The 25,018-nt window shown below is 69.9% G+C and carries 22 protein-coding genes and 2 pseudogenes; 16 read left to right on the top strand and 8 right to left on the bottom strand.

Annotated elements, in window-relative coordinates:
• Positions 1-6 precede the first annotated feature (6 nt).
• From OG989_RS23945 to OG989_RS23930, 4 genes are all read left to right on the top strand, one after another.
• Positions 7-363, top strand: coding sequence for a hypothetical protein (locus OG989_RS23945; RefSeq protein WP_327028524.1), 357 nt, complete (start codon positions 7-9; stop codon positions 361-363).
• A 72-nt stretch (positions 364-435) separates the two neighbouring features.
• The gene (locus tag OG989_RS23940) at positions 436-1,425 is read left to right on the top strand and encodes an ABC transporter ATP-binding protein (protein ID WP_327028523.1); all 990 of its coding nucleotides are present in this window, start codon (positions 436-438) and stop codon (positions 1,423-1,425) included.
• Positions 1,422-2,216, top strand: coding sequence for an ABC transporter permease (locus tag OG989_RS23935; protein ID WP_327028522.1), 795 nt, complete (start codon positions 1,422-1,424; stop codon positions 2,214-2,216). Before OG989_RS23940 ends, OG989_RS23935 begins: the two co-directional genes overlap by 4 nt.
• A 957-nt stretch (positions 2,217-3,173) precedes the next feature.
• The gene (locus tag OG989_RS23930; protein WP_151452636.1) at positions 3,174-4,562 is read left to right on the top strand and encodes an alkaline phosphatase PhoX; all 1,389 of its coding nucleotides are present in this window, start codon (positions 3,174-3,176) and stop codon (positions 4,560-4,562) included.
• A 135-nt stretch (positions 4,563-4,697) separates the two neighbouring features.
• On the opposite strand, the gene OG989_RS23925 is transcribed toward OG989_RS23930, so the two are convergent.
• The 3 genes from OG989_RS23925 to OG989_RS23915 all read right to left on the bottom strand — a co-directional run bounded on the left by OG989_RS23925 (position 4,698) and on the right by OG989_RS23915 (position 8,137).
• Positions 4,698-5,459: a hypothetical protein gene (locus OG989_RS23925; RefSeq protein ID WP_327031287.1), complete on the bottom strand. Its 762-nt coding sequence runs from the start codon at positions 5,457-5,459 to the stop codon at positions 4,698-4,700.
• Positions 5,460-6,295: 836 nt separating this feature from the next.
• On the bottom strand, positions 6,296-7,249 hold the full coding sequence (locus OG989_RS23920) for a hypothetical protein (RefSeq protein ID WP_327028521.1): 954 nt from the start codon (positions 7,247-7,249) through the stop codon (positions 6,296-6,298).
• Positions 7,250-7,963: 714 nt separating this feature from the next.
• Positions 7,964-8,137 (bottom strand): hypothetical protein, encoded by a 174-nt coding sequence (locus OG989_RS23915; protein WP_327028520.1) that lies wholly within the window; start codon positions 8,135-8,137, stop codon positions 7,964-7,966.
• A gap of 497 nt (positions 8,138-8,634) precedes the next feature.
• Here OG989_RS23915 and OG989_RS23910 point away from each other — a divergent pair, with 497 nt between their 5' ends.
• Positions 8,635-11,541 (top strand): beta-N-acetylglucosaminidase domain-containing protein, encoded by a 2,907-nt coding sequence (locus tag OG989_RS23910; RefSeq protein ID WP_327028519.1) that lies wholly within the window; start codon positions 8,635-8,637, stop codon positions 11,539-11,541.
• Between the two features lie 277 nt (positions 11,542-11,818).
• On the opposite strand, the pseudogene OG989_RS23905 reads toward OG989_RS23910, so the two are convergent.
• A pseudogene (locus OG989_RS23905) lies at positions 11,819-11,957 on the bottom strand (IS5/IS1182 family transposase); the annotation flags it as partial.
• Positions 11,958-11,973: 16 nt separating this feature from the next.
• Here OG989_RS23905 and OG989_RS23900 point away from each other — a divergent pair.
• Positions 11,974-12,120: pseudogene (locus OG989_RS23900) on the top strand (IS5 family transposase); the annotation flags it as partial.
• A gap of 52 nt (positions 12,121-12,172) precedes the next feature.
• On the opposite strand, the gene OG989_RS23895 reads toward OG989_RS23900, so the two are convergent.
• Entirely contained in the window at positions 12,173-12,871 is a 699-nt protein-coding gene (locus OG989_RS23895) for an MFS transporter (RefSeq protein WP_151452632.1), read from the bottom strand.
• Between the two features lie 190 nt (positions 12,872-13,061).
• Between OG989_RS23895 and OG989_RS23890 the strand changes: the two genes are divergently transcribed.
• Positions 13,062-13,802, top strand: a complete 741-nt coding sequence (locus tag OG989_RS23890; protein WP_327028518.1) for a hypothetical protein — start codon at positions 13,062-13,064, stop codon at positions 13,800-13,802.
• 276 nt (positions 13,803-14,078) lie between these two features.
• Here OG989_RS23890 and OG989_RS23885 read toward each other — a convergent pair whose 3' ends face one another.
• Complete coding sequence (locus OG989_RS23885) at positions 14,079-14,468, bottom strand: hypothetical protein (RefSeq protein ID WP_151452630.1); 390 nt, start codon at positions 14,466-14,468, stop codon at positions 14,079-14,081.
• A 77-nt stretch (positions 14,469-14,545) separates the two neighbouring features.
• Positions 14,546-14,758, bottom strand: coding sequence for a hypothetical protein (locus tag OG989_RS23880; protein ID WP_151452629.1), 213 nt, complete (start codon positions 14,756-14,758; stop codon positions 14,546-14,548).
• Positions 14,759-14,874: 116 nt separating this feature from the next.
• Here OG989_RS23880 and OG989_RS23875 point away from each other — a divergent pair, with 116 nt between their 5' ends.
• The 3 genes from OG989_RS23875 (at position 14,875) to OG989_RS23865 (ending at position 18,646) form a co-directional block, all read left to right on the top strand.
• A complete protein-coding gene (locus OG989_RS23875; protein WP_151452628.1) occupies positions 14,875-15,330 on the top strand; it encodes a hypothetical protein in 456 nt (151 codons plus the stop codon).
• A gap of 630 nt (positions 15,331-15,960) precedes the next feature.
• The gene (locus OG989_RS23870; RefSeq protein ID WP_442791882.1) at positions 15,961-17,625 is read left to right on the top strand and encodes a glycoside hydrolase family 10 protein; all 1,665 of its coding nucleotides are present in this window, start codon (positions 15,961-15,963) and stop codon (positions 17,623-17,625) included.
• Between the two features lie 106 nt (positions 17,626-17,731).
• Positions 17,732-18,646 (top strand): GNAT family N-acetyltransferase, encoded by a 915-nt coding sequence (locus OG989_RS23865; RefSeq protein ID WP_151452627.1) that lies wholly within the window; start codon positions 17,732-17,734, stop codon positions 18,644-18,646.
• 35 nt (positions 18,647-18,681) lie between these two features.
• On the opposite strand, the gene OG989_RS23860 is transcribed toward OG989_RS23865, so the two are convergent.
• A complete protein-coding gene (locus OG989_RS23860) occupies positions 18,682-19,323 on the bottom strand; it encodes an MBL fold metallo-hydrolase (RefSeq protein ID WP_327028517.1) in 642 nt (213 codons plus the stop codon).
• Between the two features lie 145 nt (positions 19,324-19,468).
• Between OG989_RS23860 and OG989_RS23855 the strand changes: the two genes are divergently transcribed.
• The 6 genes from OG989_RS23855 to OG989_RS23830 all read left to right on the top strand — a co-directional run bounded on the left by OG989_RS23855 (position 19,469) and on the right by OG989_RS23830 (position 25,018).
• Positions 19,469-20,014, top strand: a complete 546-nt coding sequence (locus OG989_RS23855; RefSeq protein WP_327028516.1) for a hypothetical protein — start codon at positions 19,469-19,471, stop codon at positions 20,012-20,014.
• A gap of 127 nt (positions 20,015-20,141) precedes the next feature.
• A complete protein-coding gene (locus tag OG989_RS23850; RefSeq protein WP_327028515.1) occupies positions 20,142-20,894 on the top strand; it encodes an alpha/beta hydrolase in 753 nt (250 codons plus the stop codon).
• Between the two features lie 77 nt (positions 20,895-20,971).
• Complete coding sequence (locus tag OG989_RS23845; protein WP_192581236.1) at positions 20,972-21,787, top strand: hypothetical protein; 816 nt, start codon at positions 20,972-20,974, stop codon at positions 21,785-21,787.
• A gap of 94 nt (positions 21,788-21,881) precedes the next feature.
• Positions 21,882-23,462, top strand: a complete 1,581-nt coding sequence (locus OG989_RS23840; RefSeq protein WP_327028514.1) for a phenylacetate--CoA ligase family protein — start codon at positions 21,882-21,884, stop codon at positions 23,460-23,462.
• A gap of 3 nt (positions 23,463-23,465) precedes the next feature.
• Entirely contained in the window at positions 23,466-23,906 is a 441-nt protein-coding gene (locus OG989_RS23835; RefSeq protein WP_132239827.1) for a DUF4188 domain-containing protein, read from the top strand.
• Positions 23,903-25,018, top strand: coding sequence for a hypothetical protein (locus tag OG989_RS23830; RefSeq protein WP_327028513.1), 1,116 nt, complete (start codon positions 23,903-23,905; stop codon positions 25,016-25,018). Before OG989_RS23835 ends, OG989_RS23830 begins: the two co-directional genes overlap by 4 nt.

Below are 25,018 nucleotides of genomic sequence, written 5' to 3'. Positions count from 1 at the left end.
AGAGACATGGCACGTGTGCACATCGACGGCGAGGCCCTCGTCGTGGAGATCGAAGGCCTCGACAAGCTCTGGGCATTGAAGAGCCGACTCACGATTCCGCTGGTCAACGTCAGGGGCGCGACCGCCGACCCGGGAATCGTCAAGGAGTCGAAGGGGCTGCGAGCGCCGGGAGCGCACCTTCCCGGGGTCATCGTCGCGGGCACCTTCCACCTCGACGGCGAGCGGGTGTTCTGGGACGTTCGCGACCCGGCCCAGGCCGTCGTCATCGAACTGACCGACGAACGCTACAACCGCCTCGTCATCCAGGTCAGCGACCCCCGCGCGACGGTCCGGCTCATCGAAGAGGCCACCCGGAAGTCCTGACCGGTTCGTCCGTCCTTCCCCGGCCGGTGGCCACACCGGCCCCTGCCGACCCACCACGAATGGCGATGCCTCATGCCCGCGATCCGGAAACTGATTCCCGATGACCACGACGAGCCGCTCACCGGCATCACGAAGACGTCCGACGGCGTAAGGGTGCAGGTGCGCAACCTCACCAAGCGGTTCGGTGCCGTCCCGGCCGTCACCGACCTGAGCTTCACCGTGGAGCCTGGGCGGGTGACTGGTTTCCTCGGACCGAACGGCGCCGGGAAGTCGACCACCCTGCGGATGATCCTGGGATTGATCCGGCCCACCTCTGGCGACGCCCTCATCGGTGGCCGACACTACGTCGATCTGCCGCAGCCGGCTCGTACCGTCGGCGCGGCTCTGGACGCATCGAGCTGTCACCCAGGAATCAGCGCCCGGGACCACCTGCGGATCTACTGCGACATGGCCGGGCTGCCGGTACGGCGCGCGGACGAGGTCATCGAGGCCCTGGGCATGTCCGGATTCGCGGGCCGGAGGACCGGCGAGTTCTCCACGGGTATGCGCCAGCGGCTCGCCCTCGCCACGGCCCTGCTCGGCGATGCTCCCGTGCTACTCCTGGACGAGCCGACCAACGGGCTCGATCCCGGGGGGATCGCCTGGCTACGCCGGTTCCTGCGCCAGTTCGCCAACGAGGGGCGCACCGTCCTGGTCTCCAGTCATGTGCTCAGCGAGGTGGAGCAGATGGTGGATCGCGTGGTTGTGCTCGACAGTGGGCGCCTGATGGCCGAAGGCACCCTCGACGAACTCGCTGCGGTAACCGTTCCCGCCGTCGTGGTCCAGTCTCCGGACGCTGACCTCCTCGCCGTGCTATTGGGCGACGTCGGGACGACCGACGGTCGCCCGCCCCAGATCGAGAACACCGGTCCGGGCACCCTCCGAGTCCATGGCCTCAACGCCGAACGGGTGGCTGACACCGCGGCGGGCGCGGGCCTGCGGGTGTACGGACTGACTCCGTACCGCACCGACCTGGAACAGGCATTTCTGCAGTTGACCGGGGAAAAGAGGACCACCAGATGAGCCACCTCGTCCGAGCCGAGTTCCGTCGGCTGGTCGCCACCCGCCTCTGGATTTGGGCGGTGGTCGCCGCGGTCGTCTTCGGAGGCGGCCTGGTCGGGCTGCTCACCGTAATCGGCCCGGAGAACGTCAACCCGCCACTGCCCGGGATGGACACTGAGGCCGGCATCCGGGCGGTACTCGGCCTCGCCGGGCTCGGAGTGATCGTCCCTGCGCTGTTCGGCGCAACGGCGGTCACCTCCGAGTACCGGCACCGCACCATATCGACCGCGTTCCTGTTCGCACCTCGACGCTGGAGCGTGCTGGCCGCGAAACTCCTCGTCTACCTCGTCGCCGGAGTGGCCTATGGGCTGATCACCACGACCACGGCCGGCATCGCGCTCTACGCCGGGATGGCTGTCCGGGACATCCCCGCCGGCGCAACACTCGATGTCGTCGTCGGTTTGCTGCTGCGCCTGGTCGTGGCGATGGCCGCCTACACGGTACTGGGCGTGGGCATCGGCGCACTGGTCCGCAACCAGGTGATCGCGTTGGCCGGCCTGGGCGCGTACCTCTACATGGGGGAAAACCTGCTGCTCTTCATTCCCGAGGTGAACACGGCTTACCCGTTCCTGCCTGGCGGCGCCACCGCCGCGCTGACCAATTTCACCGCGCTCACCCAGGCGGCCCAGGGCGCGGCCGGGGCCGCACCGCAGCTCCTCTCCCCGCCGGCCGGGGCCGGGCTGCTGATCGCCTACGCGCTTGCCGCCGCGCTACTGGCCATCGTCCTGCCCCAACGTAGGGACGTTGCCTGACCGGGGCGGACCACGGGGTCCTCCGAAGAGGGCACATGAGCGGGGGCCACCGTGCCGCCGTGTCCGGCGGGGAGCCCCGGCGGCCCGGGCTGCTCCGGGACCGTGACGGTGGCCGCAGGAAAGCTGCCGTAGGCCGTTTTTCCCGGGTAGATATAACTGGGACGACCCGCGCGCGTTGGACGCGTTGCGGCGTGCCGCACACGATGAGGACCTATCTGATGTGGCGGGAGACGAGATCGGCCGATCGTTGGCAGCATTCGTGGATCGTGGCCTCGCAAGGGATCTACTCGCCGAGGACTTGCACGTCATGGTGCGGTACGGCGTCAACGAAGCATCGGGCCGTTGACCCGCATTGCTACGGTGCTGGCGCAGGATGGGTACGGCCCGAAGTGGAGGGAACCCGTCGCCGCGGTGCTGCTGTGGCGGGCGGACCGGACCGAGTTCTCCCAGTCAGTTGACCGGCGGACGGTCGAGGACCTCGACGAACATGCTCCTGGAGCACTCGGAGACTGTCGACCTGGTCGACCAGGTCGCCCTCGTCCGCCTCGTGAAGCGCGGTCGCAAGCTCCGCCGCCAAGCGTGGCCATTTGTTGGCCAGAAGTGGTGGTTGCTCAAGCGTCATCGTTGACGACGGTAGTCGACGACGGAGGTTCGCAATTGTACGTGCTCACCGGGCGCGGCGTGGAGCCCGGGGGACGGCCGAGCGAGCGTCACCGTCGCCAGTGGCCTGCGACCGGAACATCCGGGTGCGCATCTCCGGCGCGAGCAGCACGCCGCGCTCGATCGAGTCCACTGTCGATGCCACTGCCTCGGGTGACTGCCGATGTCATCCTGCCCGGTCCCACTGTCTAACCGTCATCTACTTGACGGGTGGGTCGGGATGTGACGTAGTGGATCGAGCGATTCGGGTCGATGTCGGCCGGACGCGACGGTCCGTGACGTCCAGGAGGCTTGTCCGTGTCTTTGTCTCGCCGCCAGTTCCTGTCCCGCTCGGCCGGAGTCGGTCTCGCCGTGGCCGTGGCCGGTTCGGCCGACGCCCTGTTCACCGCGGCACCCGCGCTGGGGGTGTCCGGCCCGGAGGCCGGGTACGGTCCGCTCGTGCCTGACCCGGCCGGCATGCTCGACCTGCCGGTGGGCTTTCGCTACACGGTGCTGTCGCGCGAAGGCACCGTCCGGCCCGACGGTGGCATCGTGCCGAGCCGGTTCGACGGTATGGGTTCCTTCGCCGACAAGGCGCGCGGCACCCGCCTGGTCCGTAACCATGAGTGCTCCCCGACCGCGAGGATCACGGTTGTGGCTCCGCCGGAACGCACGTACGACCCGGCCGCCGGGGGCGGGACCAGCACCCTCGCCGTCGACGCGTCGAACCGCGCCGTCGCCGAGCACGTCAGCCTTGGCGGCACGGCCATCAACTGTTCCGGCGGCCGGACGCCGTGGCGCACGTGGCTGACCTGTGAGGAGACCGAAGACAAGGCGGGTGCCCGCGGGTACGCGAAGGACCACGGGTTCATCTTCGAGGTTGACCCGTACGACGATGCTCGCAACATCGATCCGACACCGCTGACCGCGATGGGTCGGTTCCAGCACGAGGCGGTCGCGGTCGACCCGCAGACCGGCATCGTCTACGAGACCGAGGACGCGTTCGTGGCGCCGCTGGGCAGCTTCTACCGTTTCCTGCCGAACCGGCCGCTCGGCGGTCACGGGAGCCTGCGGGCAGGCGGCGTGCTGCAGGCCCTGCACGTCCCGGATCTGCCGGACCTGTCGGTGGTGACGACGGCGGGCACGTCCTTCTCCGGCGTCGAGTGGCTTGACGTGCCTGACCCGCTGGCGACGACGGAGTCGGTCCGTGCCCAGGACTACGGCAAGCCGATCACCGGTGGGTACAAGATCGAGGGCGCCTGGTGGGGGGAGAACGACGGCTGCGCCTACTTCGTCTCGTCGTTCGCCCGGCGCGCGCAGGGCTCGGCCCGCGACCACGACGGTCAGGTCTGGCGGTACGACCCGCGAGCCAACACGTTGCGCCTGGAGACCATCTTCACCCGCTCCACCCCGGCACCGGAGAACCCGGAGTTCGACGCCCCGGACAACATCTGTATGTCGCCGTACGGGGGCCTCATGATGTGCGAGGACGGGATCGGGGACCAGCACATCCTTGGTACGACTGCCGCCGGGGAGGTGTTCGTCTTCGCACGTAACCGGGTCGACGTCGGCACCGCCGGTGACCCGGAGTTCGGCGAGTTGGCCGGCGCGACGTTCTCCGCCGACGGCCGGACCATGTTCTTCAACGTCTACAACCCGGGCATCACGTACGCCGTCACCGGCCCCTGGAACCGCCGCCAGCGCTGACCCCGCGGCCACCGTGCGGTGCTTGCGTGGTCCCCGTGTGGTCGGGGTGCCCACGACCGTGCGGCTGATTCACGGGTGGCTGCGCCGACCTCCCCTGCTCCTGACCCGGTCTTTCGCCCTTGCGGTGGAGGCGTTTCAGACCAGGCCGGCGACGGCGCCTATCGCGGTGATGGCGACTGCGACCTGCTCGGTAAGGGCGCCGTCGACCGGCCACGAGCCGTCCGGGCGCTGGGTGGCGGTGAGCCGCCGGACCACGACGCGGAACACTGGATGCTCCGGAGGCAGCAACGTCGCCCGTAGCGCGCATCCGGCGCGGGCGATGTCGGCCGGCGGGGCGTCGAGCAGCCGTCGCGCCAGGATGTCCAGCCCTCGGTCTGCCTCCTCGCGCAGCCCCGCCGCCCACAGCAGGGCGGCGGCGAGCCAGGTGGTGGTGAGGCACGACGGCCAGACCCCTGAGGCCTCGACGGCGTCGCGCACCGCCCGGGCGGCCGGTCTGGCCGCCTCGGGCCGGTCCAGGACCGCCAGGCACCAGCCGACCTTGGCGGTCAGGTAGAGCGGGTCCCGCGACGGCAGGTGCCCGGTGTCCACGGCGGAGCGCACCGCGCCGTCCGGCGCGACCAGCGCGGCGAGCCAGTCGGCGCAACGATCCACCCGTGAGCTGTACCGCAGGTCCAACTCGATGATCCGGTCAAGCCGTTCGCACGTCGCCGCCACCGAGGGGGCGCCGGGTGACCAGGGCGCCGGGAAACCACCCTCGGGAGACTGGTCGGCGAACAGGGCGTCCGCCACATCCAGCGGCGCCGGCCACACCCCTGTCAGCACCGTCGCCAGTCGGTGCCTGTCGGGCTCGTCGCCGTGCGCGATCACCCACTCGACCGCCGCAGCAGTGTCGATCATGTGCGGAACCTAGCAAGCGCGAAGCGACGAGCAGAGGCGCACCTTCGGAGATCCTCGCCGGTGGCCAGCGGAACGAGCGCACCGGCCCTGCGGAGCGCGGCCTGCATCTGACCGTGGTGCCGGCCAGGCCGGCCGGCCACGCGGCGACCAGCGGTACCAGCACGGTGTCCGGGTTCGGCTCGACGAGGGTCGTCGCGGTCCACAACTGCGGGAAGCTGTGACGGCCGTGTCCGCCGCGACGTCGGGCCAGCGGGCCAGCGGCCTGGTCGGTCTTGATCGGGATGCCACGCCGGCGTAGTTCCGCCCGCGAACAGACCGAAACGAAGATCCACGACCTGTGGATCTGCCGCCTGAGGTACGGATGGCGATGCTGGCCGCCGCGCCGACATCGCGGTACGGCCCAGGCGACGACGGTGCGGGCGGCCTCGTGCTGGGCCTGCCGCACCCGCCGCCGGTGCCGACCGTCCACCACCCGCGTCCGGGCCCGGTATCGGCCCACGATCGAACATCCCAAGCCCGAGTCCGACGGTCCCACTACCAGCGCAGACTCAGTCACCAAGCCAGCCGAAAGATCAAGTGACGTTGGTGTACTACATGAACTGGTCGAGGCACGACAGCAGAGCGGCCACCATCATGTCCTCATTTTCGGCCGTGGTGAATCCAGCGTCTGAGTGGTGGCTGCGAACAGGTCCAGGTTAGCGATTGGCACGCCGAGCAGGGCGCAGATCCTACGGGTGGAAGTGGCGCAGCGCCAAGCTGCGCCTGCTCGGCAGCCGTTCTACCGAGGTGCGTCATCAGAACAGTACTATCGCCCTTGGCATCGACGTCCATCGCGGCTACGGGCAGTCGTAGAATAGTATCGTCTCGTCAATGACGCCTCCACGGTTGATGGAAGGGTCATGGCGCTGGAAGGGGCGAGCAAAATAGGCCTCCATCAACTGCATGTCTTGGCTGCTCAAATATTTCGCATAGAAGTTCTCTGGAGTGCCGAGCCATTCTGGCCGAAGGGCGCGATTGACGATGATGTCTTGGCAAAGGACCATGAAGTGATATGCGCGCTCGGCTGGCGACGCGGAGGGGGGCGACTGAAGATCCCCTTCCTCCAGTATCACCACAGTTCCTTCGGGGGCGACACGTCTCAGGAAAGCGCCTATCTCGGACCACCGATATTCAGGAAAGACGTGGTGCAGTGTCCAGAAGGCTAGAATTACATCGAATTTCGTGCCGCCCATCCCTTCCAACTCGGTTGATTGCAGATCATTGATGTCGGGATGCTGGAGGCTGCTGAAAGGATTGTAGCGAAAAATGGTGGCCTCCTTGCAGATCCCCCGCCTGATGAGTCTCTCGGCGATCCGGCGTTCATCCGCACACGAGTCAGCTCCATAGCCGAGAATATTGATCGAATCTCGAGGGGGCAGAGCTGAGAGGTGTCGCATCATAGTGGCGTTGAGGGCGCGGTCGCGGGCGGCCGTTATCTCAAAAAAGGTCTTGGCCGACACTTGTGACGGATAGTTGAGATAGTTTCGAATGAGTACGTGGATCACCTCCTCCTCGACGGCTTCGCCAGAGAGGAGTCGCGTCATCAACTCGCCATGCGCGGCGACAAACTCCCTTGCCATGACGCAGTATTCATCGCCAATGACCGGATATGATCGGAAGATTCCAAGCTTGCGACACCTGCTTGCCATGTCCGGCGACGAGAGCATTTCGATAACCTGGCGAGACGTGATGCTGTTAGAGCCAAAAATCAGTTCCGAATTGCTCGTTGTTCTGCGCACAACTCTGACCACCTGCTCCTTGTCATCCTCTAGGTGTTGGCGTAACAGGAACTGCGCCCTCCTGGACCCTTGCCGGGGTCGACCAGGAGCGCGCATTGCCTGTCCTGTTCATGAACAGTCGCAAACTACCGACACCTGATCGGTTCGCGATTCCGCAATTGGCAGCTGTGTGCACCTCCTACTCAAGCTTCGCTAACTGCATGGGCTCACAGCGGTGATCAGTGCCTAGGCAAATACTTTCCCTGGCCTCGCCCACGGGTGTCAATCCCCTGGAATCGTGGAGTGCGTCGTTATGCGGCCCAGGCCTCCGGTGCGCGGGTCTCTGACCGTTCTCAGTCGATGGGTGATCGCCGGTCGCAGACGGAGTGCCGGCGGCGCCGGTTGTAGAAGTCGGTGATTCAGGTCGCGATCTTGCGGCATGGAGTACGCCGACTGGAAGTCGTTGCCCACCGACGTCGGCTTCGAGATCGCCCCCCCGCGAGCGGAACGTCCCGCAACGACTGGATCGTCACCAACCGTCTCGTCCCGGTGGCCGCCCTCAGCACCCCGGCCGGCGAGCCGTTGGACTGGCTGGTCACCCACGTGCGCCTGGTCGCCCGCGTCCGGTCAACACCTGACGCCCGGTAGCCCGGTCGGGGGAGGACCGCGGTGTCGGCGGTCGGCCCAGTGCCGACCCACCTTCGCGTGCCGTCGGCTCGCGGAGATCGTCAGCCGCTTCGCCGAGACTCACAGGTGGGTTCCGCCGGTGGCGTCGATGGTCTGGCCCGTGATGCATCTGCCGGCGTCGCTTGCGAGGAAGCGGACCGCGTCGGCCAGGGCGGCGGCGACATCATCGCGTACGACCCGCCCCGGCGCCCGGCGACCCGAGGTCCACTGGGCCCGGGCGGTGGTGGACGGCACGTCCCCGCGAACAGCACGTGCGGTGTGGGGCGATGAGCGTGCCGCTGCCTCTCGGCCCGGTGGCTTCGTGCATCGATGAGACATCATGATCGCCGTGGACAGATCGTTGGGGCGACGGTCGGCGCGCTTCTCGCGGCGGTATGGGCGACCGGCGCCGCCTTCCTGCTCTGGACCGTGGCGATGTTGTACCTGGTCGCCGCGACCGGCTTGGGCCCCGCCGCCAGGGACACGCTTCGACTCGGCGGACTCCTGCACGAATACGCAAGACGCCATCTGACCAGCGCGGACGAGGTTTTCGGCACCCGCAGGGCCCCGGGGCGCCCGCTGCGTGCGGGGTCCGCCACCCAGCGGACCCGCGGATCCAGGCTGATTCAAGATCATGGCTGCTTGGCTGACCGCATCCATTGACGAGGCCATCTGGTCTAGCCCAGTATCTCCTTGAGTCGCTAGGTGCCATCGGCTCCAGTCATGATTCTCAAGTGCCCAGGAGTACGCCCATGCGAAGCAGCTACCGTCAGGGACGCTGGCGCTTTTCAAACCCAGTGGCCGCCTACGCGTTCGCCTCGCTCCTCGTTGCGGTCACGCTGATCGGCTCACCGCCCACGGCCAGTGGCGCTGCAGCCACCCCATCTCTCAGTCCCAAGCCACGGGAATTGTCCGTTACCGGAACCGCACTTGACCTGCCGGCCGCTTTGACAGTTGTTCGTGGCACGGCTGCGGACCAGCCGGCCGTTGACGCCGTGGTGGCTGCTTTCACCGCGCACAACACGAGCGTCACCATCACCGGCACCGATCCGGGCGCCGGAACAACCGTCTACGTCGGGGGAGAGCAGGAGACGCCCGCCAGCGCGGCGGCCCTGAATGCAATCGGTGTCACAGCGCCGAGCACCTTGCCGGATCAGGGCTATCTGCTGGCCACCGGTACGGACTCTGCCGGCAGGCAGCGAATCGTGCTCTCCGGCGGCCAGAAGGTGGGCACCTTCTACGCCGCACAGACCCTGAAACAGCTCCTGACGTCGGACTCTTCTGGCGCGGAGATCGCGCGGGTCACGATCAAGGACTGGCCAGCCTTCACATTCCGCGGTGGGATGGACTCGGCCAACCCCCCACCCGCAGGGGTGGCCCGGTGGACGAAGGCTGACCGGCTGGAACAGGTGGAGGTCCTCGCTCGGAACAAGATGAACCGCTTCTTCTACGGGCCCGCGGCTGACCCGCGCACGGGGGGTAGCGGAAGCAACAACTGGCGCACCCCGTACACGAACGCGGAACTTGGCGACCTGCGAGAAGTCGTCACCAAGGCCAACAGCCTGCATGTCGCGTTCGTCTACCGGATCTCACCCGAGATGCCGCTGGACCAGGCTAGCGGCATCTGCCACTCCTCCGCCACGGAGCGCAACACCCTCCTCTCCCGGCTCGACCAGATGTACCAGATCGGGGTCAGGCACTTCGTCATCGCCTGGGACGACGTCTTCCCGACGCGGCCGTTCTCCTGCGTCAGCGACGGCCAGACGTACGGAACCGGGGAAACGGCGTGGGCCCGGGCACAGGCCGACGTCACGAATTTCGTCCAGACGAAGTTCGTCCGAGCCCACGCCGACATGGGCCAGCTGTACACGGTCAGCAGCGAGTACGCCGGGATGGCGGTGAGCAGCTACCGGACCGAGTTCGACACTCGGCTCGACACCGCCGTGGGCGTGTACTGGACCGGTCCCGAGGTGCTGTCGCCGAGTATCACCCGGAAGAACCTCGACGACGCACAGTTGGCGTTCCCCAGGCACCGCCTCGCCATCTGGGACAACTTCCCGGTCAACGACCAGGTCTGGGACCGACTCCAGATGGGCCCGCTGGTCGGGCGCGAGGCTGCGCTTTCCGCTGCTCCGGGAATCCTGTTCAACGAGATGACCCAGCAGGGCCCCTCCCAGCTGCCCCTGCTCACTGCCGCCGACTTCGCCTGGAATCCGGGCCACTACCGGCCAGAGGACTCCTGGTCCCGCGCCATCAACACCCTGGGTGGATCGATGGCCAGCCAGCTGCGAACCTTCGCCGAGATCAACCGTTCGTCCGTCATCGACCACACCGACTCGGTGGCGCTGGCCGATGCCATCAGGAACTTCCGCAACGCCCTCCGTACCGGAAGCGGGGTGGACAACGCCGCCGCCGCACTCAAACAGAGGCTCTCTGGCCTCAAGACGGCCAGTACGGCCCTGCAGACCATGAACACCAGCCTGACGACCGAGGCGGGACCATGGTTGCAGCAGACGGTGCGCCTCGTGGACGTGGCGACTCGCGCCGTGGATCTCCTGACCGCCGAGCGCGCCGGACAGACCACCGTGGCGAACAACCTTCGCCAGGAGATTCGTAACCTCCTTCCCGCCATCGCCGCCCATCCCGAGTCGGTGGCGCACGGCGTGCTCCACCCGCTGGTGACCTTTGCGTTGCGCCGGGGCGTCGACAGCGTGGATCTGAGCGGAGACGGGCGCTCCGATGTGCTGGCAGTCAGGGCAAACGGCACGCTGAACGCGTACGAGAACCTGCGTACCACAATGAACTGGCCGGAGCTGGGCGCTACCCAGACGGTCGGGCAGGGTTGGTCGGCCACGCAGCTGCCTATCGTCGGTGATCTCGACGGTGACCGGCTCGCGGACCTGCTGACAGTGACCAGCACCGGGGCCCTCGTGCAGTTCAGAAACACCGGGTCCTTCACGGGTGGCATGTTCGCGGCAGGTGTCCAGGTCGGCAGCGGCTGGCAGGGGATGCTGGCGGTGCACCTGACTGACCTCGATGACGACGGGCGCGCTGACCTGCTGGGAGTGTTCCCGGACGGCACGCTCAAGGCGTTCCGTAACACCGGCATGAACAACGGTGCTGTCACCTGGGGTCTGGCCGTCCAGGTCGGCCAGGGGTGGAGCACCGCCGAGCGTCCCATCGTCGGTGATCTCACGGGTGATGGAAGAGCCGACCTGGTGTCCATCAAGTCCGATGGATCGCTGTGGCACCACCTGAACACCGGTAGCTTCACCGGCGGAATGTTCGCCACCGGTCAACGGATCGGTGAGGGCTGGGCCGGTTACCTGGCCGTGCACGTCGTCGACCTCGACGGCGACGGACCTGCGGATGTGCTCGGTGTACTGGTGGACGGGACGCTTGCCGCCTTCCGCAATCAGGGCATGACGAACGGACGTGCCAGCCTGGGACCCCGAGTTTCTGTGGGTCAGGGTTGGAACGCCAACATGCTGCCCAACCCGACCGACCTGAGCGGGGACGGTCGCGCCGACCTGGTCTCGATCAACGGTGAGGGCAGGCTCATCACGAACATCAATGCAGGCCGCTTCGCTAGCGGATTGATGTTCCCGACGACGGCAGCACACGGCCCAGGATGGCAAGGAACCCTCTTTCTCCGCTGACGGGGCTCTGAGCCGGCCGCCGGCCGGCAATGCCGACGGGTTCCATGCGTGGCGGCGCGGCACCGCCTGACCGGGGTGGCGGGGTGCAGGTCGATCGAACTGCACCCCGCGGCCAACCTGAGAACCGCAGGTGTGGGTGTGCTCGATGCGGTGAGCAATAGTGTCGAACCCCAGCCACCAGGCATGCCTCAGCTCCGGCAGACGGACCAGCGAAGTGAACGGCGAGCTGCTGCATCTTGCGCGGGTACATCGGGGCGACCGTCAGGTGGACCTGCGGGCTCCCGCCGGCTCCCTGGTAGCCCTTGTCGACGAAGGTCATCACGTCGGCGCTGCTCAGCGCGTCGATGATGCAGTGAACGCGGGCGGCGCTGAGGTCGTGGGTGGCCCCGCAGCGCATCCGACGCCCAAATGAGCCGGGGTCGTCGAATGCACATCGGCTGGATCATGCACCACCGACGCCTGGCCCGCGACTACGAAGCCCTACCCGACAACTCCGCCAGCATGAGCCGCATCGCCATGATCGACAACTTCACCAAACGCGTCACCGACGAAACCATCCCAGCCGGGCGAGACGATTGAAGGCAGCATCACTCACGAAATTCGCAATTCAGACGCCTCTAAGTTGTTCAGGTCAAGTTGACGGATTGTCAGCGTGCTGGCCGCCGAACCGGGTCTCGTCGGGAAGCCGCGTCGCCCGGGCAGGCGCGGCCGGCGGGCTCGGCCGGGACAGACGCACGACCCGCATTGCGATGCCGCCCGCTATGGTGCCGGCCAACGCGAGCACGACCACCAGCACGTCGAACAGGAACACCGGCCGCCAACTCAGCGCTTGCGCCACCACGCCGCTCGCGACAGGTCCGAACAGGAGTGCAGCACCGAGCGCGACGCCGAGCACCAGTCGCGCCCGGGAACGCCAACGGCCCAGCTGACCGGACAGGGCGAGGGCGACACCAACTACGGTTCCGGCACCCAGCCCGACAATCACCCGCCCAACCGTCATCAGCGCCGCCCCCGACGCGAGCGCACTCACCATGCACCCAACGACCAGGAGCACAAGCGCCGGCACCCCGGCTGCAGTGGGCCACCGCCGCCCGAGCAGATATCCGGGCACGACCAAGGCCGCCGTCGCCACCACGCCCGGCGCAACCACAGTCGCTGCCATGGCTGCGGTGGAAAGCCCAAGATCACGCCCGATCGCGCCACCCAGCGGGCCGATCGGCGCGGTGAGCAGTCCGGCGGCGACCATTGCACCAAACGCCGGACCGGCAAGCGACCAGAGCGGGCGGACCACCGGCGGTCGGGCCGGGGCGGGGTATCCAGGTGAGCTCATCCGCCGAGTGTATGCACCGGGCGAAGCAGCCTGGAACGGATCGGGTTGGGGCTTAGGCGGTGTCTTCAGGGGTCTTGCGGTGCACTCGCTCTCGTCGGCACCCGATCCCGCCACCGCCTCCTGTCGTGGGCCTGGCGGGGGCGCCGGAGCTTGCGCTGGGCCCGCTCTGCCGGTGCGGCAGGATGCTGGTGTGAGCGCGGAGGAAGACGACGAGTTCGAGGAAGTCGCCGATGTCCTTCGAGGGCGGGCGACCGTTGACGCGGAACTTCGCCCGGCACTTGAGGCGCTTGAGGCTCGGCTCGGTCAGCCCCTCATTGCCCTTACCTGCGGGTCCATGAACTTTGTGGCCGGCCACGGAGTCCCGGGTGTGGAGGTTCCGACCATCACCGCCTGGGTACGCGGCGCGGCACCCGACCATGATCGCCGCCTGCCGGCGGACGCGGTCCTCGATCAGATCGTCGCCGACCTCGGTCCGTGGCGGTGGCGGCAGTTCACGGCACGGGCGTTGCGGATCGGGAAGCTTCCAAGTTCGCGGGCCCGGCGTATCGCAGCACTTGCCGGCGTCGAGTTCGTAACTGGTCCGGTCATGGGCGGGCTGGGGTACTTCGATGAGGAGGCCACGGCACGCGTCATGGCAGCGATACCGCAGGAGCGGTGGGACCAGTCCCGCGACGACTGGGGAGACAGCGTCTGGACCGTCGCGGTGAACGCGGATCTTCACCGCGTCTCCGTGTTCGTCCACACTGCGGCTCAGATCGCGCAACTGCAGCAGACACCGCGATGGCATGAGTGGGAACGACAACTTCGCGCTCTCATCGCCGAAGAGGACGAGTTCGGGTCGACCAGCATCATCCCGGTAGATATTGCTCTCGAGAGCCGGGAATCATTCGAGTCCGACTGCCAGGGAAACTGGAGCTACTACTGGTACTGAAGTTCGTGCCAAGCTCGGGTTGCGCCGAGCACAACACCGACGGCCCGCCATCGCAACAGGCCGGCGTTGACCACCGGCTGCGCCCGGTCTCGGGATCGGGCGAGGGTCGCAACTGCTCCTGGGCGAAGGTGGGGGAGTGGATCGGCGGCGGTGTTGCTGCCAGCCAACGTGGTGTCGGCAGGGCTGTCTCGTTGCCCTCATCTGGCCGGCCTGCGGTCGTAGCGCCAGTTGACGAACAGCCGGTGAGAGTGCGTCGCTCGACCGGCAGCCTCGCGATCAAAGCAACTCGCCGGCGCAGCATTCATGCTCGCCGCAGCCGTAGCAGGTGTATCGCATGCAGCCGGTGCAGATCCCGAGGTTCTCCAGTCGGTACCGGTCATGGCAGGTGGAACAGATCTCGCGGCTGTTGAGCATGGCGTTCCAGCCGACGGACCCGCCATTGAGTTCGTACGAGGCGGCGACGAACTCGGCCAGTTCGGCATCGTGGGCCGGAGCCGTCGAGTCGCCGATCTTGTAGTTCAAGCTCCAGCAGTAGACCGCGAAGAACGCCGTGCCGGTGACCAGGAAGGCGCGACCTCGTCCGTCCCGGGCCCAGGCGTCGTGGAGGTGCTGGACGCGTTCCCGGATAGGCCGCGAGCCGTCCAACATGACGCGTTCGCCAGTCATCATGGCATTATGCGGGCAGAGCCAAGTGGTGGTGCAACGGCGCTGGTGCGCCGTGGGCTCGTCCCACACCGTCGGTGTCACCTGTTCGATCCGCTCCCGGACGCGTGTCGGGCATCACCGAGTAGCTCACGCATCGCGGCCTCGGCGCCTCGGGCGTCGCCGGCCGCAACGCAGTTCGCGACCCGGTCGTGCAGGTCGAGCGCCACCGGCTGGGAACATTTCGGCATCAGGCCATGCTCGGTCCGTCCGGCGAGCACCTCGGCGATCACGCCGGTCAGCGCGGTGAACATCTCGTTGAGGCACGCGCGGCGGGCTGTCCGCCGAGGGCGCCTGCGCTATCACGCTCCTCTACGACAACGCCGACCTGGTCGGCTACCACGTCGTCTGGGGCGCGGCCGGCGGTGCGGTGACGCCGACGCAGGAGCAGATCAACCGGATGAAGACCGTGACCGGTGGCATCCACGTCGGCACCGGACTCCAGGACTGGCTGATCGGCATCGCCCCGAACTCGCTCGCTCGAACCGAGAACTGGCGTCCGGCCGGCGTCGACGTCACCGAGCACAACATCAACGGTGTCCATGTCTGGGATGTCTGGCGGCAGATGCTCGACGACTATCTCCGCGCCGTGGCGTTCCGTACCACCACCAGCCTGGAGGTCGACACCACCTCGGCTGGCAACCCGCACCGCACCCACGTCACCGCGACCGCCGAGGTGGACCCGGTGACCATCAGCAACCGCGCACCGTCCGGCACGGTCGACTTCTACGCGGGCGCCAAGTACCTCGGCTCCGGGCCGGTCGGCGGTGGACGCCGGCTGACCCCGACGCCCAGACACGGCAACACCTGCGCCGGCTCAGCGTAGACGGTCTCCGCGAACCTGCCGCGTCCCCATCTCTGCGGTCAGCTCGATCTCTGCGGTCAGCTCGGCGCAGATCATGACCGCCGGTCCCGGTTCGGCGCGATGGGCGATTGCCCCGGTCGCACCTCACCGTCTGCAAAGGGCGTGAAAGCGGTAGGCTGTCGAAGGCGGGTATGTGGCGGCCGATGACGCGCCCCAACCACCCGCCTTCTTCCCGGCTTGCAGCTGCCAGCTGATCTGTTGTGCGCTGCCCTGTGACATCTTGGAGTCCGTTTTGGCAGATATGACGCCGCCCGTCCTGAATCCCTTCGCTTCAGGGAGCGACCGGGACACCGACCGCGAACACGGGCAGGCGGTGGACGTGAGCGCGGACGCGATGACCCGCATGCGCACCCCGTTCGTCTCCCGGGACACCGACCGCAGCACCGCTGACAAAACCGACCGACAGTAGCCACAGGTGTCCCGCGTCCCGTGACGCCTGAAGATCACCGGGTCGGTCACGGCAGATCCGCTCTGGTGGCCGCTCTCCGGGGAGCGCTCCCGCTGCCGGACGCGTCGCAGTCCTCCGGGTCGGCGGCCAGCCTTATCCGACCGTTAAGTAGCGGTCGGCCTGGTGCGCCCGGAGGTTCGACTGTGCAGACTGAAGCGATGCGCGCCGCCGACTCGCCCGCCCGCCGCCGTCGTACCCAGGCATTCGTCGCGGTGGTCGCCGCGCTCGCCGTGGCGGTCGCCCTCGGCGCCTGGTCGCTGCGGGACGGGGTCGCCGGTGGACCCGGCCTGTCGGAGCGGGGCGCCGTGACCCCCTTCGGGGCCGCCCCGGCGGATCGCACCCCCGCCTGCGCCGGTCGACCGGCCGAGGCGCCCCGCGAGCTGCGGGGCATGTGGATCACGACGGTCAACAACATCGACTGGCCGAGCCGGCGGGGGCTGTCGCCCGAGGCGGCGCGGGCCGAGTTCCGGGGCTGGCTGGACCTGGCGGTGCGGCACCACCACAACGCGGTCTTCGTGCACGTGCGGCCGAGCGGGGACGCACTCTGGCCGTCGGCGTACGCGCCGTGGTCGGAGTGGCTGACCGGGCGCCGCGACGGCCGCGACCCGGGCTGGGACCCGATGGAGTTCATGGTCGCCGAGGCGCACGCCCGCAACCTGGAGTTCCACGCCTGGTTCAACCCGTACCGGGGCGGGCAGCCGGCCACGGTGGGCGGGCCCGGCCCGAGGCTGGACCGGCTCGCGCCGACGCACCCGCTGCGGCGGCACCGCGACTGGGTGGTGACCTACCCCAGCGCCGACCGGCCCGGCAGCCGCCTCTACTTCAACCCCGGCATCCCCGAGGCGCGAACGTTCGTCGAGGACTCGATGCTGGAGGCGGTCCAGCGGTACGACGTCGACGGGGTGCACTTCGACGACTTCTTCTACCCGTACCCGGAGGCCGGGCAGGACTTCCCGGACGACGCGACGTTCGCCCGTTACGGCCGGGGGTTCGCCGACAAGCACGCCTGGCGCCGGGACAACGTGAACACGCTGGTCCGCGAGATGAGCGAGCGGATCAAGGCGATCAAGCCCTGGGTCAAGTTCGGTATCAGCCCGTTCGGCATCTGGCGCAACGAGCGCACCGACCCGGCCGGCTCGGCGACCGCGGGGTTGCAGAGCTACGACGACATCTACGCCGACACCCGACTCTGGGTACGGCGGCAGTGGCTGGACTACGTCGTGCCGCAGCTGTACTGGCACATCGGTTTCGACAAGGCCGACTACGCCAAGCTGCTGCCGTGGTGGGCGGCCACGGTGCGGGGCACCCGGGTGCAGCTCTACATCGGCCAGGCCGACTACCGGGTGGGCGAGCGCGGCGCCTGGCGCGATCCGGCCGAGTTGGACCGTCAACTCGCCCTCAACCGCCGGCACGGCGCGAGCGGAAGCGTGCACTTCAGCGCCAGGCAGGTACGCGCCGACAAGCTCGGCGCGGTCAGCCGGTACCGCGCGGCCCACTACGCCGGGCCGGCGCTGGTGCCCGTGATGGCACAGCTACCGGCGACGCCGCCGGCCGCCCCCACGGTCACCGGGGCGCGGCGTGCGGGCGTTGGCGGGGTGACGCTGACCTGGCGCGGGGACGGCGCCGCGAGCTTCGCCGTCTACCGCGTCGACGGCGACACGGCCCGGCTCGTCGGCATCGCCCGGGGCACCGGCTGGATCGACCGCACCGCCCCGGCCGACCGTCCGCTGTCCTACTGCGTCTCCGGCCTGGACCGCAGCGGCAACGAGGGCCGCCTCAGCGCACCGGTGGCCGTCGCGGCGCGGTAGGAGGGGTTTCCAGGCTCGCCCGCGGCGCCCGGCCCGGACGGACCGCGACGGGGTGGCCGGCAGTAATCGTGTTGACCGGACGGGGCGTCTCTGGCGGACTTTGCCGGTGGACACTGCCGATCTCGCCGCGCGCCTGGCCTGCGTCCGGCGAACCTGGACCCCGCAGCAGCGGCTGCACGTCGGCAACGTCGCCTGGTCCCACGCCCACGGGGACGGCAGCGCGGCCCCTGACCGCACCCTCGCCTGGTGCCGCCCCCTGCTGGGTTTCGCCGACATCTGGCTACCGGCGTCGGCCGAGGAGCCGGCGAACGCGTCGCTCCACCTGTCGCCGCGAACCATGACCCCCCGCCAACTGGTGGACGCGCTCGACGAGCTACGACAGGTCGCTCCCCGCGTCAGCCTGGAGGTGCCCCTACAGCAGACCGAGCTCATCGACGCGCTGTCGGCGCGGGGTTTCGTCGAGTCCGGTGGGCCGTGGTTCGCGCAGCTGTGGCGCAGTCTCGCGGACCTGTCCGACCTCGAGGCGCACACCGTCCCCGACGGCTACTCGATTCGCGCCGTCCGTCCCGACGAGCTGGCGGCTCGGGTCGAGGTGCACCGTCGCTGCTGGGACCCGGCACGCATCAGGCGCATGCTCGGCCTTCCGGTGACCGGCGATGAGGGCAGCTCGAGCTACTCGATCGACAGACACCTGGCGGTGACGGCCACTCCGGTCTACCGCGGGGAGCTGGACATGGTCGCCGTGGCAGCTGACGGATCGCTGGCCGCCTTCGGTCTGGGATGGCTCGACGCGGAGTCGGGGTCGGTCTTGTTCGAGCCGGTCGGGACCGGGCCGCACCACGCCGGGCGTGGACTGGGGCGCGCCGTGTGCGCCGAGATCCTGCGGGCGGCACGTGACCTCGGCGCCACCCAGGCGGTGGTCGGCCCGCGCGGCGACGGCGGATACCCGGTGCCACGCCGGCTCTACGAAGGGCTGCGGATGCGGGAGGTCGCCCAGGTCGTCCGCTTCGCCACCGCATGAGGACGGACGACCCGGCTCGGCCGACGAGCGTACGGTCAACCGACGAGGTGGACACGCTCCCCGGGTCGCAGGCGGCGGATGTCGGCGCCCAGGCGGTCGGCCTCGCTCCGCAGAACGCCGTCGAGCACCCGCAGGCCCCAGTCGTTGAGGAGGCCGTCGTGGATGGCGTAGGCGCGCCGGGGTGCCGTCCGGCGTAGGTGCTCGATCAGGTCGGGGACGGTCATCCACGGCGCCTGGCCGGGCACGAGCAGCGTGGGCACGTCCACGACGGTCAGCGCGTCACCGGGATGGAAGACCTCCTCGTCGATCAGGAAGCCGACGTTGTCCACGGGCGGGACGTCGGGGTGGCTGCGGTGGTGTTTCTCCCCGACCACCCGTACCCGGAAGCCCGCCACGTGCAGCACGTCGCCCTCGCGGACCACGTGGACCCGATCCTCCAGGCCCGTCAGGTGCCGGGCGACACCCGGACAGGTGTAGACGGCCAGAGCGGGATCGACCGCGACGGCCGCGTGCAGCCGGTCGGGCTCGAAGTGATCGAAGTGTTCGTGGGTGATGAGCACCGCCTCCACGTCCGCCAACGCCTCGGGCTCGGGCGTCATCGCGCCGGGGTCGATGACGAGCGCACGCCCCGCCTTCTCCAGTCGGACGCAGGCGTGGCCGTACTTGGTCAGCTCCATCGCTCCCTTGTAGCACCACCCGCGCCGGAAGGGCTGCCCACGGGTCTGCCTCGGTGGCCGGATCTGCCGCAGGCAGAACCCGGTAGGCGACGGAGGGGTCGCCCCGGTTGCGGGAACGCCCCGCCGCGCCGGTTACCCTGCGGCGGTGGCGGTCGGCGAGGACGGGGAGCGGCTGGCGGCGTCGCTGGCCGAGCGGCTCGACGCGGTCACCTTCACCGACCTGACCACGGACCAGGTCACCGCCCGGCTGATCGACGCGGTGGTCGGCTGGGCGGGGGAGCAGGGCTGGCGGGTCTACCGGCGGGCGTCCAGCGTGTTGCCGCTGCCGCCGCCGATGTCCGCGCAGCAGTCGGTGCTCGACGTGGCCTGTGCCCGCCCGCACGGACCGCCGGTCGTCGTCGAGGTCGATCACGGTACGCGCCGCCGCACCTGGGAGAAGTTGCTCGCCGAGGCCGACGCGGGGCGGATCCCGCTCTGGGTGCGCTGGGGTGCCGGCCGGTTCACCGCCCCGCCCGCGCCGATCCTGATGGTGGCCTGCGAGGTGAGCGGGCGGCCGGATCCGACCGGCCGGGGCCGGGTGCACAGTCGTTCGCCGCGAGCCGACAAGCTGCCGCCGGCGCATTCGGCCGTGCGGGTCGCGACGGTGGACGCCGTCGAGCTGCCGCTGCCGCCGCCCGGCACCGGGGCCTGAGCCGGACGGCAACGGCCGCCGTACGCCTCGCGGGGACCGCCTCGGCGCGTGGGTGCCAGCGGGCGGTCGACGGTGCGACGCTCGGCAGGGGCACCACAGAGTGGCCGAGCCGTGCCAGACTGTGATCATGGACGAGACGCCGAGCTTCCTTCGCCCCTTCGTGCTGACGCCGACGGCACGCCAGCCCGAGCGGGAGGCGAATCTCGACTGGTACGTGCCGGAGGGCGGCGGTCCGCACCCCGCCGTGGTCCTCGTCCACGGTGGACCGCTGCCACCCGGCCCGCACCAGGGTCCCCGCGACTGGCCGGTCTTCCGCGGCTACGGCTGCCTTCTCGCCGACCTCGGTCTCCTGGCCGTCACCGTCGAGCACCGGATGCGCGTCGTCGTCGGTCCGCAGGGCCCCGTCACCGACTGCCCGACCGCCGCCCTCGACGTCGCCTCGGCCGTGGAGCGGGTCCGCGCCGACCCGCGCGTCGACGGCGGGCGGATCGCCCTGTGGTTCTTCTCCGGCGGGGGACTGCTGAGCACGGACTGGCTGCGGGACCGGCCTTCCTGGCTGCGAGCGGTGGCACTGACGTACCCCGTCCTCGCGCCGCTGCCGGGTTGGGGCGTCGACCCGCGCTTCGCGCCGGGCGCGGCGATCGGCGCGGCGGGTGGGCCCGTACCTCCGCTGCTGATCACCCGGGTCGGCCGGGAAGGGGAGGAGATGGCCGAGACGGTCGCGGCGTTCCTCGACGCGGCGGGCGACGCCGGCGTACGGGTGGAGGTGATCGACGTACCGGGCGGGCAGCACGGGTTCGACATGCTGGACCACACCGACGAGTCCCGGCGGGCGGTCGAGCAGGCGGCCGACTGGATCTCGCAGCGACTGGCCCGGTGACCGGTTCTCTTTCCCGTCCCTGACCGGCGACGCTCAGCGGCGCGACGGCGGGCCGCGCGACCGGGAGGAGCCCGCGAGTGCACGTCAGCATGGCGACCAGCGCCGGTAGGGCCGGCAGGCCGAACGAGGACTTCGTCGGCGCGGTCCCCGGCGCCGCCGTGCTGCTGGACGGCGCCGGCATCCCGGGCACGGAGTCGATCTGCTCCCACGGTGTCGCCTGGTACACGCACCGCCTCGGCGGCGCGCTGCTCGGCCGGCTGTCGCGCGACGACGGGCGGCACCTCGCGGCGATCCTCGCCAGCGCGATCGACGAGACAGCCGCCGAGCACCGCGACACCTGCGACCTCACGAACCCCGGCAGCCCGCAGGCGACCGTGGTGATCGTCCGCGCGCACCGGGGTCGCCTGGACCACCTCCTGCTCGCGGACTCCTTCCTCGTCCTCGACCAGGTCCGCGGCGGCCCGCAGGTCCGCACCGACGAGCGCGAGGTCACCGCCAGGCGGGTCTGCTCGGCGCCCCTGGACGGCGTCCCCAGGGGAACCCGGGAGTACGACCGCATCCGGGACTCCTGCGTGGAGGCGCTGCGGGCGCGTCGGAACCAGCCGGGCGGCTACTGGATCGCCAAGGACGATCCGCGCGCGGCGGAGGAGGCGGTGACCGGCAGCCGGCCCCTCGACGACCTCAACGGCGTCGCGCTGCTCAGCAACGGCGCGAGCCGCATCGTCAGCCCGTACGGCCTGACCGACTGGTCCGGCGTGGCGGACCTGCTCGGCGCGCACGGCCCGGCCGAGATCATCCGCCGCGTCCGGCAGGCCGAGGACCGCGCCCGCGGTGGCCCCGATGCGCCGGTCCCGGACGACGCCACGGTCGCCCACTGCACCCACCTCGGGTAGGGGCCGGCACCCGGATCGAGCTGGGTGCGGGTACTCAGCGCCGACCGGTGCGACAGCTCAGGCATCCTCGGTCGGCGGCGCCGAGGATTCTGACATGGCCGAGACGCTGCATCGATACGCTGATCCGTCCTTTCTCACGGCACCACGTCTGACGGCCGGCGAGCGCTGGCGCCGGGTACGTCTGACGATCTCCGGTCGGTTGATCGGGGCGGCGGTGCGGCTCGCCGGCAGCCATCCCGCCTCGTGGCGGTGGTCGGCCCGGCGGCACCACCGGGCGCTGGACGTGCTCGCGGCGGCGAACGCGCGCGCCGGTTGTGCGCTCGCCGCGCTGGACGTCCCGGCGTACCGCGCCTTCCTGCGCGCCCGGCCGGCCGGGGCCCGCCGCCGGCTGCGGGACTTCCCGGAGACCGACAAGGTGAGCTACGTCGTCCCCTTCGACGCGGCCCGGCGCTGCCGGGGCGGACGACTGCCGGAGCGGGGCGTGGTGGTCGACGAGTCGGCCGGCTCGTCGGGCCGGCCCTTCAACTGGCCCCGGGGCGAGCGCGAGCTGCGCGCGGTGCACCGCGACATCGTCGGCTACACCAGCCTGGTCTTCCCGATGCGTCGTCCGTTCGTCATCAACGCCTACTCGATGGGCGCGTGGGCGACCGGGACGACGACCGGCGCCGCGATGGCCCGGATCGCGGTGGTCAAGAACACCGGCCCGGACCTCGGCAAGATCGTCGACACGCTTCGCGAGTTCGGCCCGGACTTCGACTACCTGGTGACCGCGTACCCGCCGTTCCTCAAGCACCTGCGCGACCGGCTCGACGCCGAGGGCTTCGACTGGTCGCGCCACCGCATCTTCGCCAGCTGCGGGGGAGAGGCGATGACGGAGGCGTTGCGCGCCTACCTGGAGGAACGGTTCCTGCGGGTCCGGTCGGCGTACGGCGCTTCGGACCTGACCATCGGCATCGGCGCGGAGACCCGGTTCACCGTGTGGCTGCGGCGGCGCCTGCGTGACGACCCCGAGCTGCGGGCGGCACTGCTCGGCGCCGACGAGCAGCGGTTGCCGATGGCGTTCCAGTACAACCCGCTGGCCACCTACCTGGAGACCAACGAGCGCCGGGAACTGCTCTGCACGATCACCGGACCCGACGTCCTGCAACCACGGCTGCGGTACAACGTCGGCGACGAGGCGCTGCTCGTCGGGTACCGACGGATCCTCGACCTGGTCCGCGGCGACCCGCGGCGCTGGGCCGAGTGCCGCGCGGCGCTGGCCAGCGAGCGGATGACCCTGCCGGTGCTGCTGCTGTTCGGCCGGCGCGACTCGACGGTGTCGTACCTGGGCGCCAACCTCTACCCCCAGGACGTGGAGTACGGCCTCTACGCCGACAACCCGTACGCCGCCGAGATCAGCCGGTTCTGCCTGTCGCTGGCCGAGGACGCCGCGCTGGAGACCCGGCCCGTGGTCCACCTGGAACTGCGCCGCCCACTGTCCGGGTCGGACCGCGAGGCTCTCGCCGCCGCCTGCCGCAGCGGGGTACGCGGACACCTGGCGGCCGTCTCCCGCGACTTCGCGCAGTCGCTGACCGAGGACCCGACGGCCGGTGATCTCCGCATCGAGCTGCACGAACCGGACGCCGGCCCGTTCGCCGGACAGCAGAAGATCAAGAACGTCTACCTGAAGGGCTGAGCGATGCGTACCCGTGACTTCTCCCGCGCCCCCGCGCGGGCCCAGGCCGGCGCCATGTTCTTCGGCGCCACCCGCTACCGCGGGCCGCTGGCGATCCTGCGGCTCTTTCCGGCCTGGCGCCGGATGGTCCGCGACATGCGCCGCATGTCCGGATACCGCTGGCACCGGGTGTACTGGGAGTTCCCGTTCACCCTCGGCACCGTCGCGTTCTTCACCGACCGCGAGGCACTGATGCGCTTCGCCCGCTCCCGCCACCACCGCAAGCTGATGGTCTGGCTCACCGACGGCGACCGCAACGCCACCGCGGGCTTCATCCGGCTCTTCACCGCCGAACCCGACGGCTACTCCAACGGCCTGTGGCGGGCCGAGTCCACCGAGTTGGGGCACATCGAGACGTTCACTCCGCTGGGCTCGGAGACGGTGGGGCCGGCGGTGCGGCGATGACCGCCCCGCGCGGCCTGGAGCGGGTCGTCGACCGGCGCGGCCTGCGCGAGTTCCTGGCGCTCACCGACCGGGTGTACGCCGGTGAGCCGCGCTTCGTGCCGCCCTCGCGCCAGCAGGTACGGCGGTGGTGGCGCGACGGCGTGCCGATGTACGTGCTGCGCGACGGCGGAACCGGTGCGGTCGTCGGGCGCACCACCCTGCACACCGACGCCGCCCTCGACGCCAAGCTCGGCCGGCGGTGTCAGCTCTTCGGGCTCACCGAGTTCACCGAGGCGGCGGCGCGACCGCTGTTCGAGGCGATCGTCGCGGCCGCCCGCGCCGCCGGCGACCGGGACGCGCTCTTCGGGCCGGTGGCGTTGCTGCCCAACCAGGCGGGCGGCGTCATCACCTCCGGGTACGCCGACCGGGGCTTCATCGACAGCGCCTGGAACCCGCCCCGGTACGTGACCGCCTACGAGTCGTACGGGTTCCGGCGGCGGTTCGAGTCGGACACCTGGATCTGCCCGGTCCCCGCCGGCGACGACGAGCCCGGCGCCGACGAACCTGGCACCGACCAGCCCGGCACCGACCCCGACGGCGCGGAGCTGCGGGTGCACCGGGGCGACGTCCGGCGCCTCGCCGAGCAGCTCGAACTGCTGCGCGGGATGCTCAACGCGTCCTTCGCCCAGCTCGGCTACTACACCGAGATCTCCGCCGCGCAGCTGCGCCGGCAGACCGACGGGCTCGCGTACCTGCTGGACGAGTCGCTGCTGCTCTACCTGACCAGGGCCGGGCGGCCCGTGGCGTTCGTGCTCTGCGCGCCGGACATCAGCGAGTTCGTCGTCCGGGTCCGGGGCGACCTCAACCTGCTCCACCAGCTCCGGCTGCTGGCGGTCCGCCGCCGGTACCGGCGGGAGGCGGTGCTGATCGTCAAGGGCGTGCTGCCCGAGTACCAGGGGCGCGGATACCAGCGGCTGCTCTCCGCCGCGCTGCGCCGCAACCTGCACGCCGGCGGGTACACCACGCTGCGCAGCACCTACGTCGGCCGCGACAACCCGGCCTCGGCCGCGCAGTACCGGGCGTCGGGCGGCCGGCCGCTGCACGGGTACACCTTCTACGAGAAGGCGCTGTAG

The organism is Micromonospora sp. NBC_01740, assembly GCF_035920365.1.
GTDB lineage: Bacteria > Actinomycetota > Actinomycetes > Mycobacteriales > Micromonosporaceae > Micromonospora > Micromonospora reichwaldensis.
Note: the sequence above shows the minus strand (reverse complement) of the source record. Positions and strands in the feature narration are given on the sequence as shown.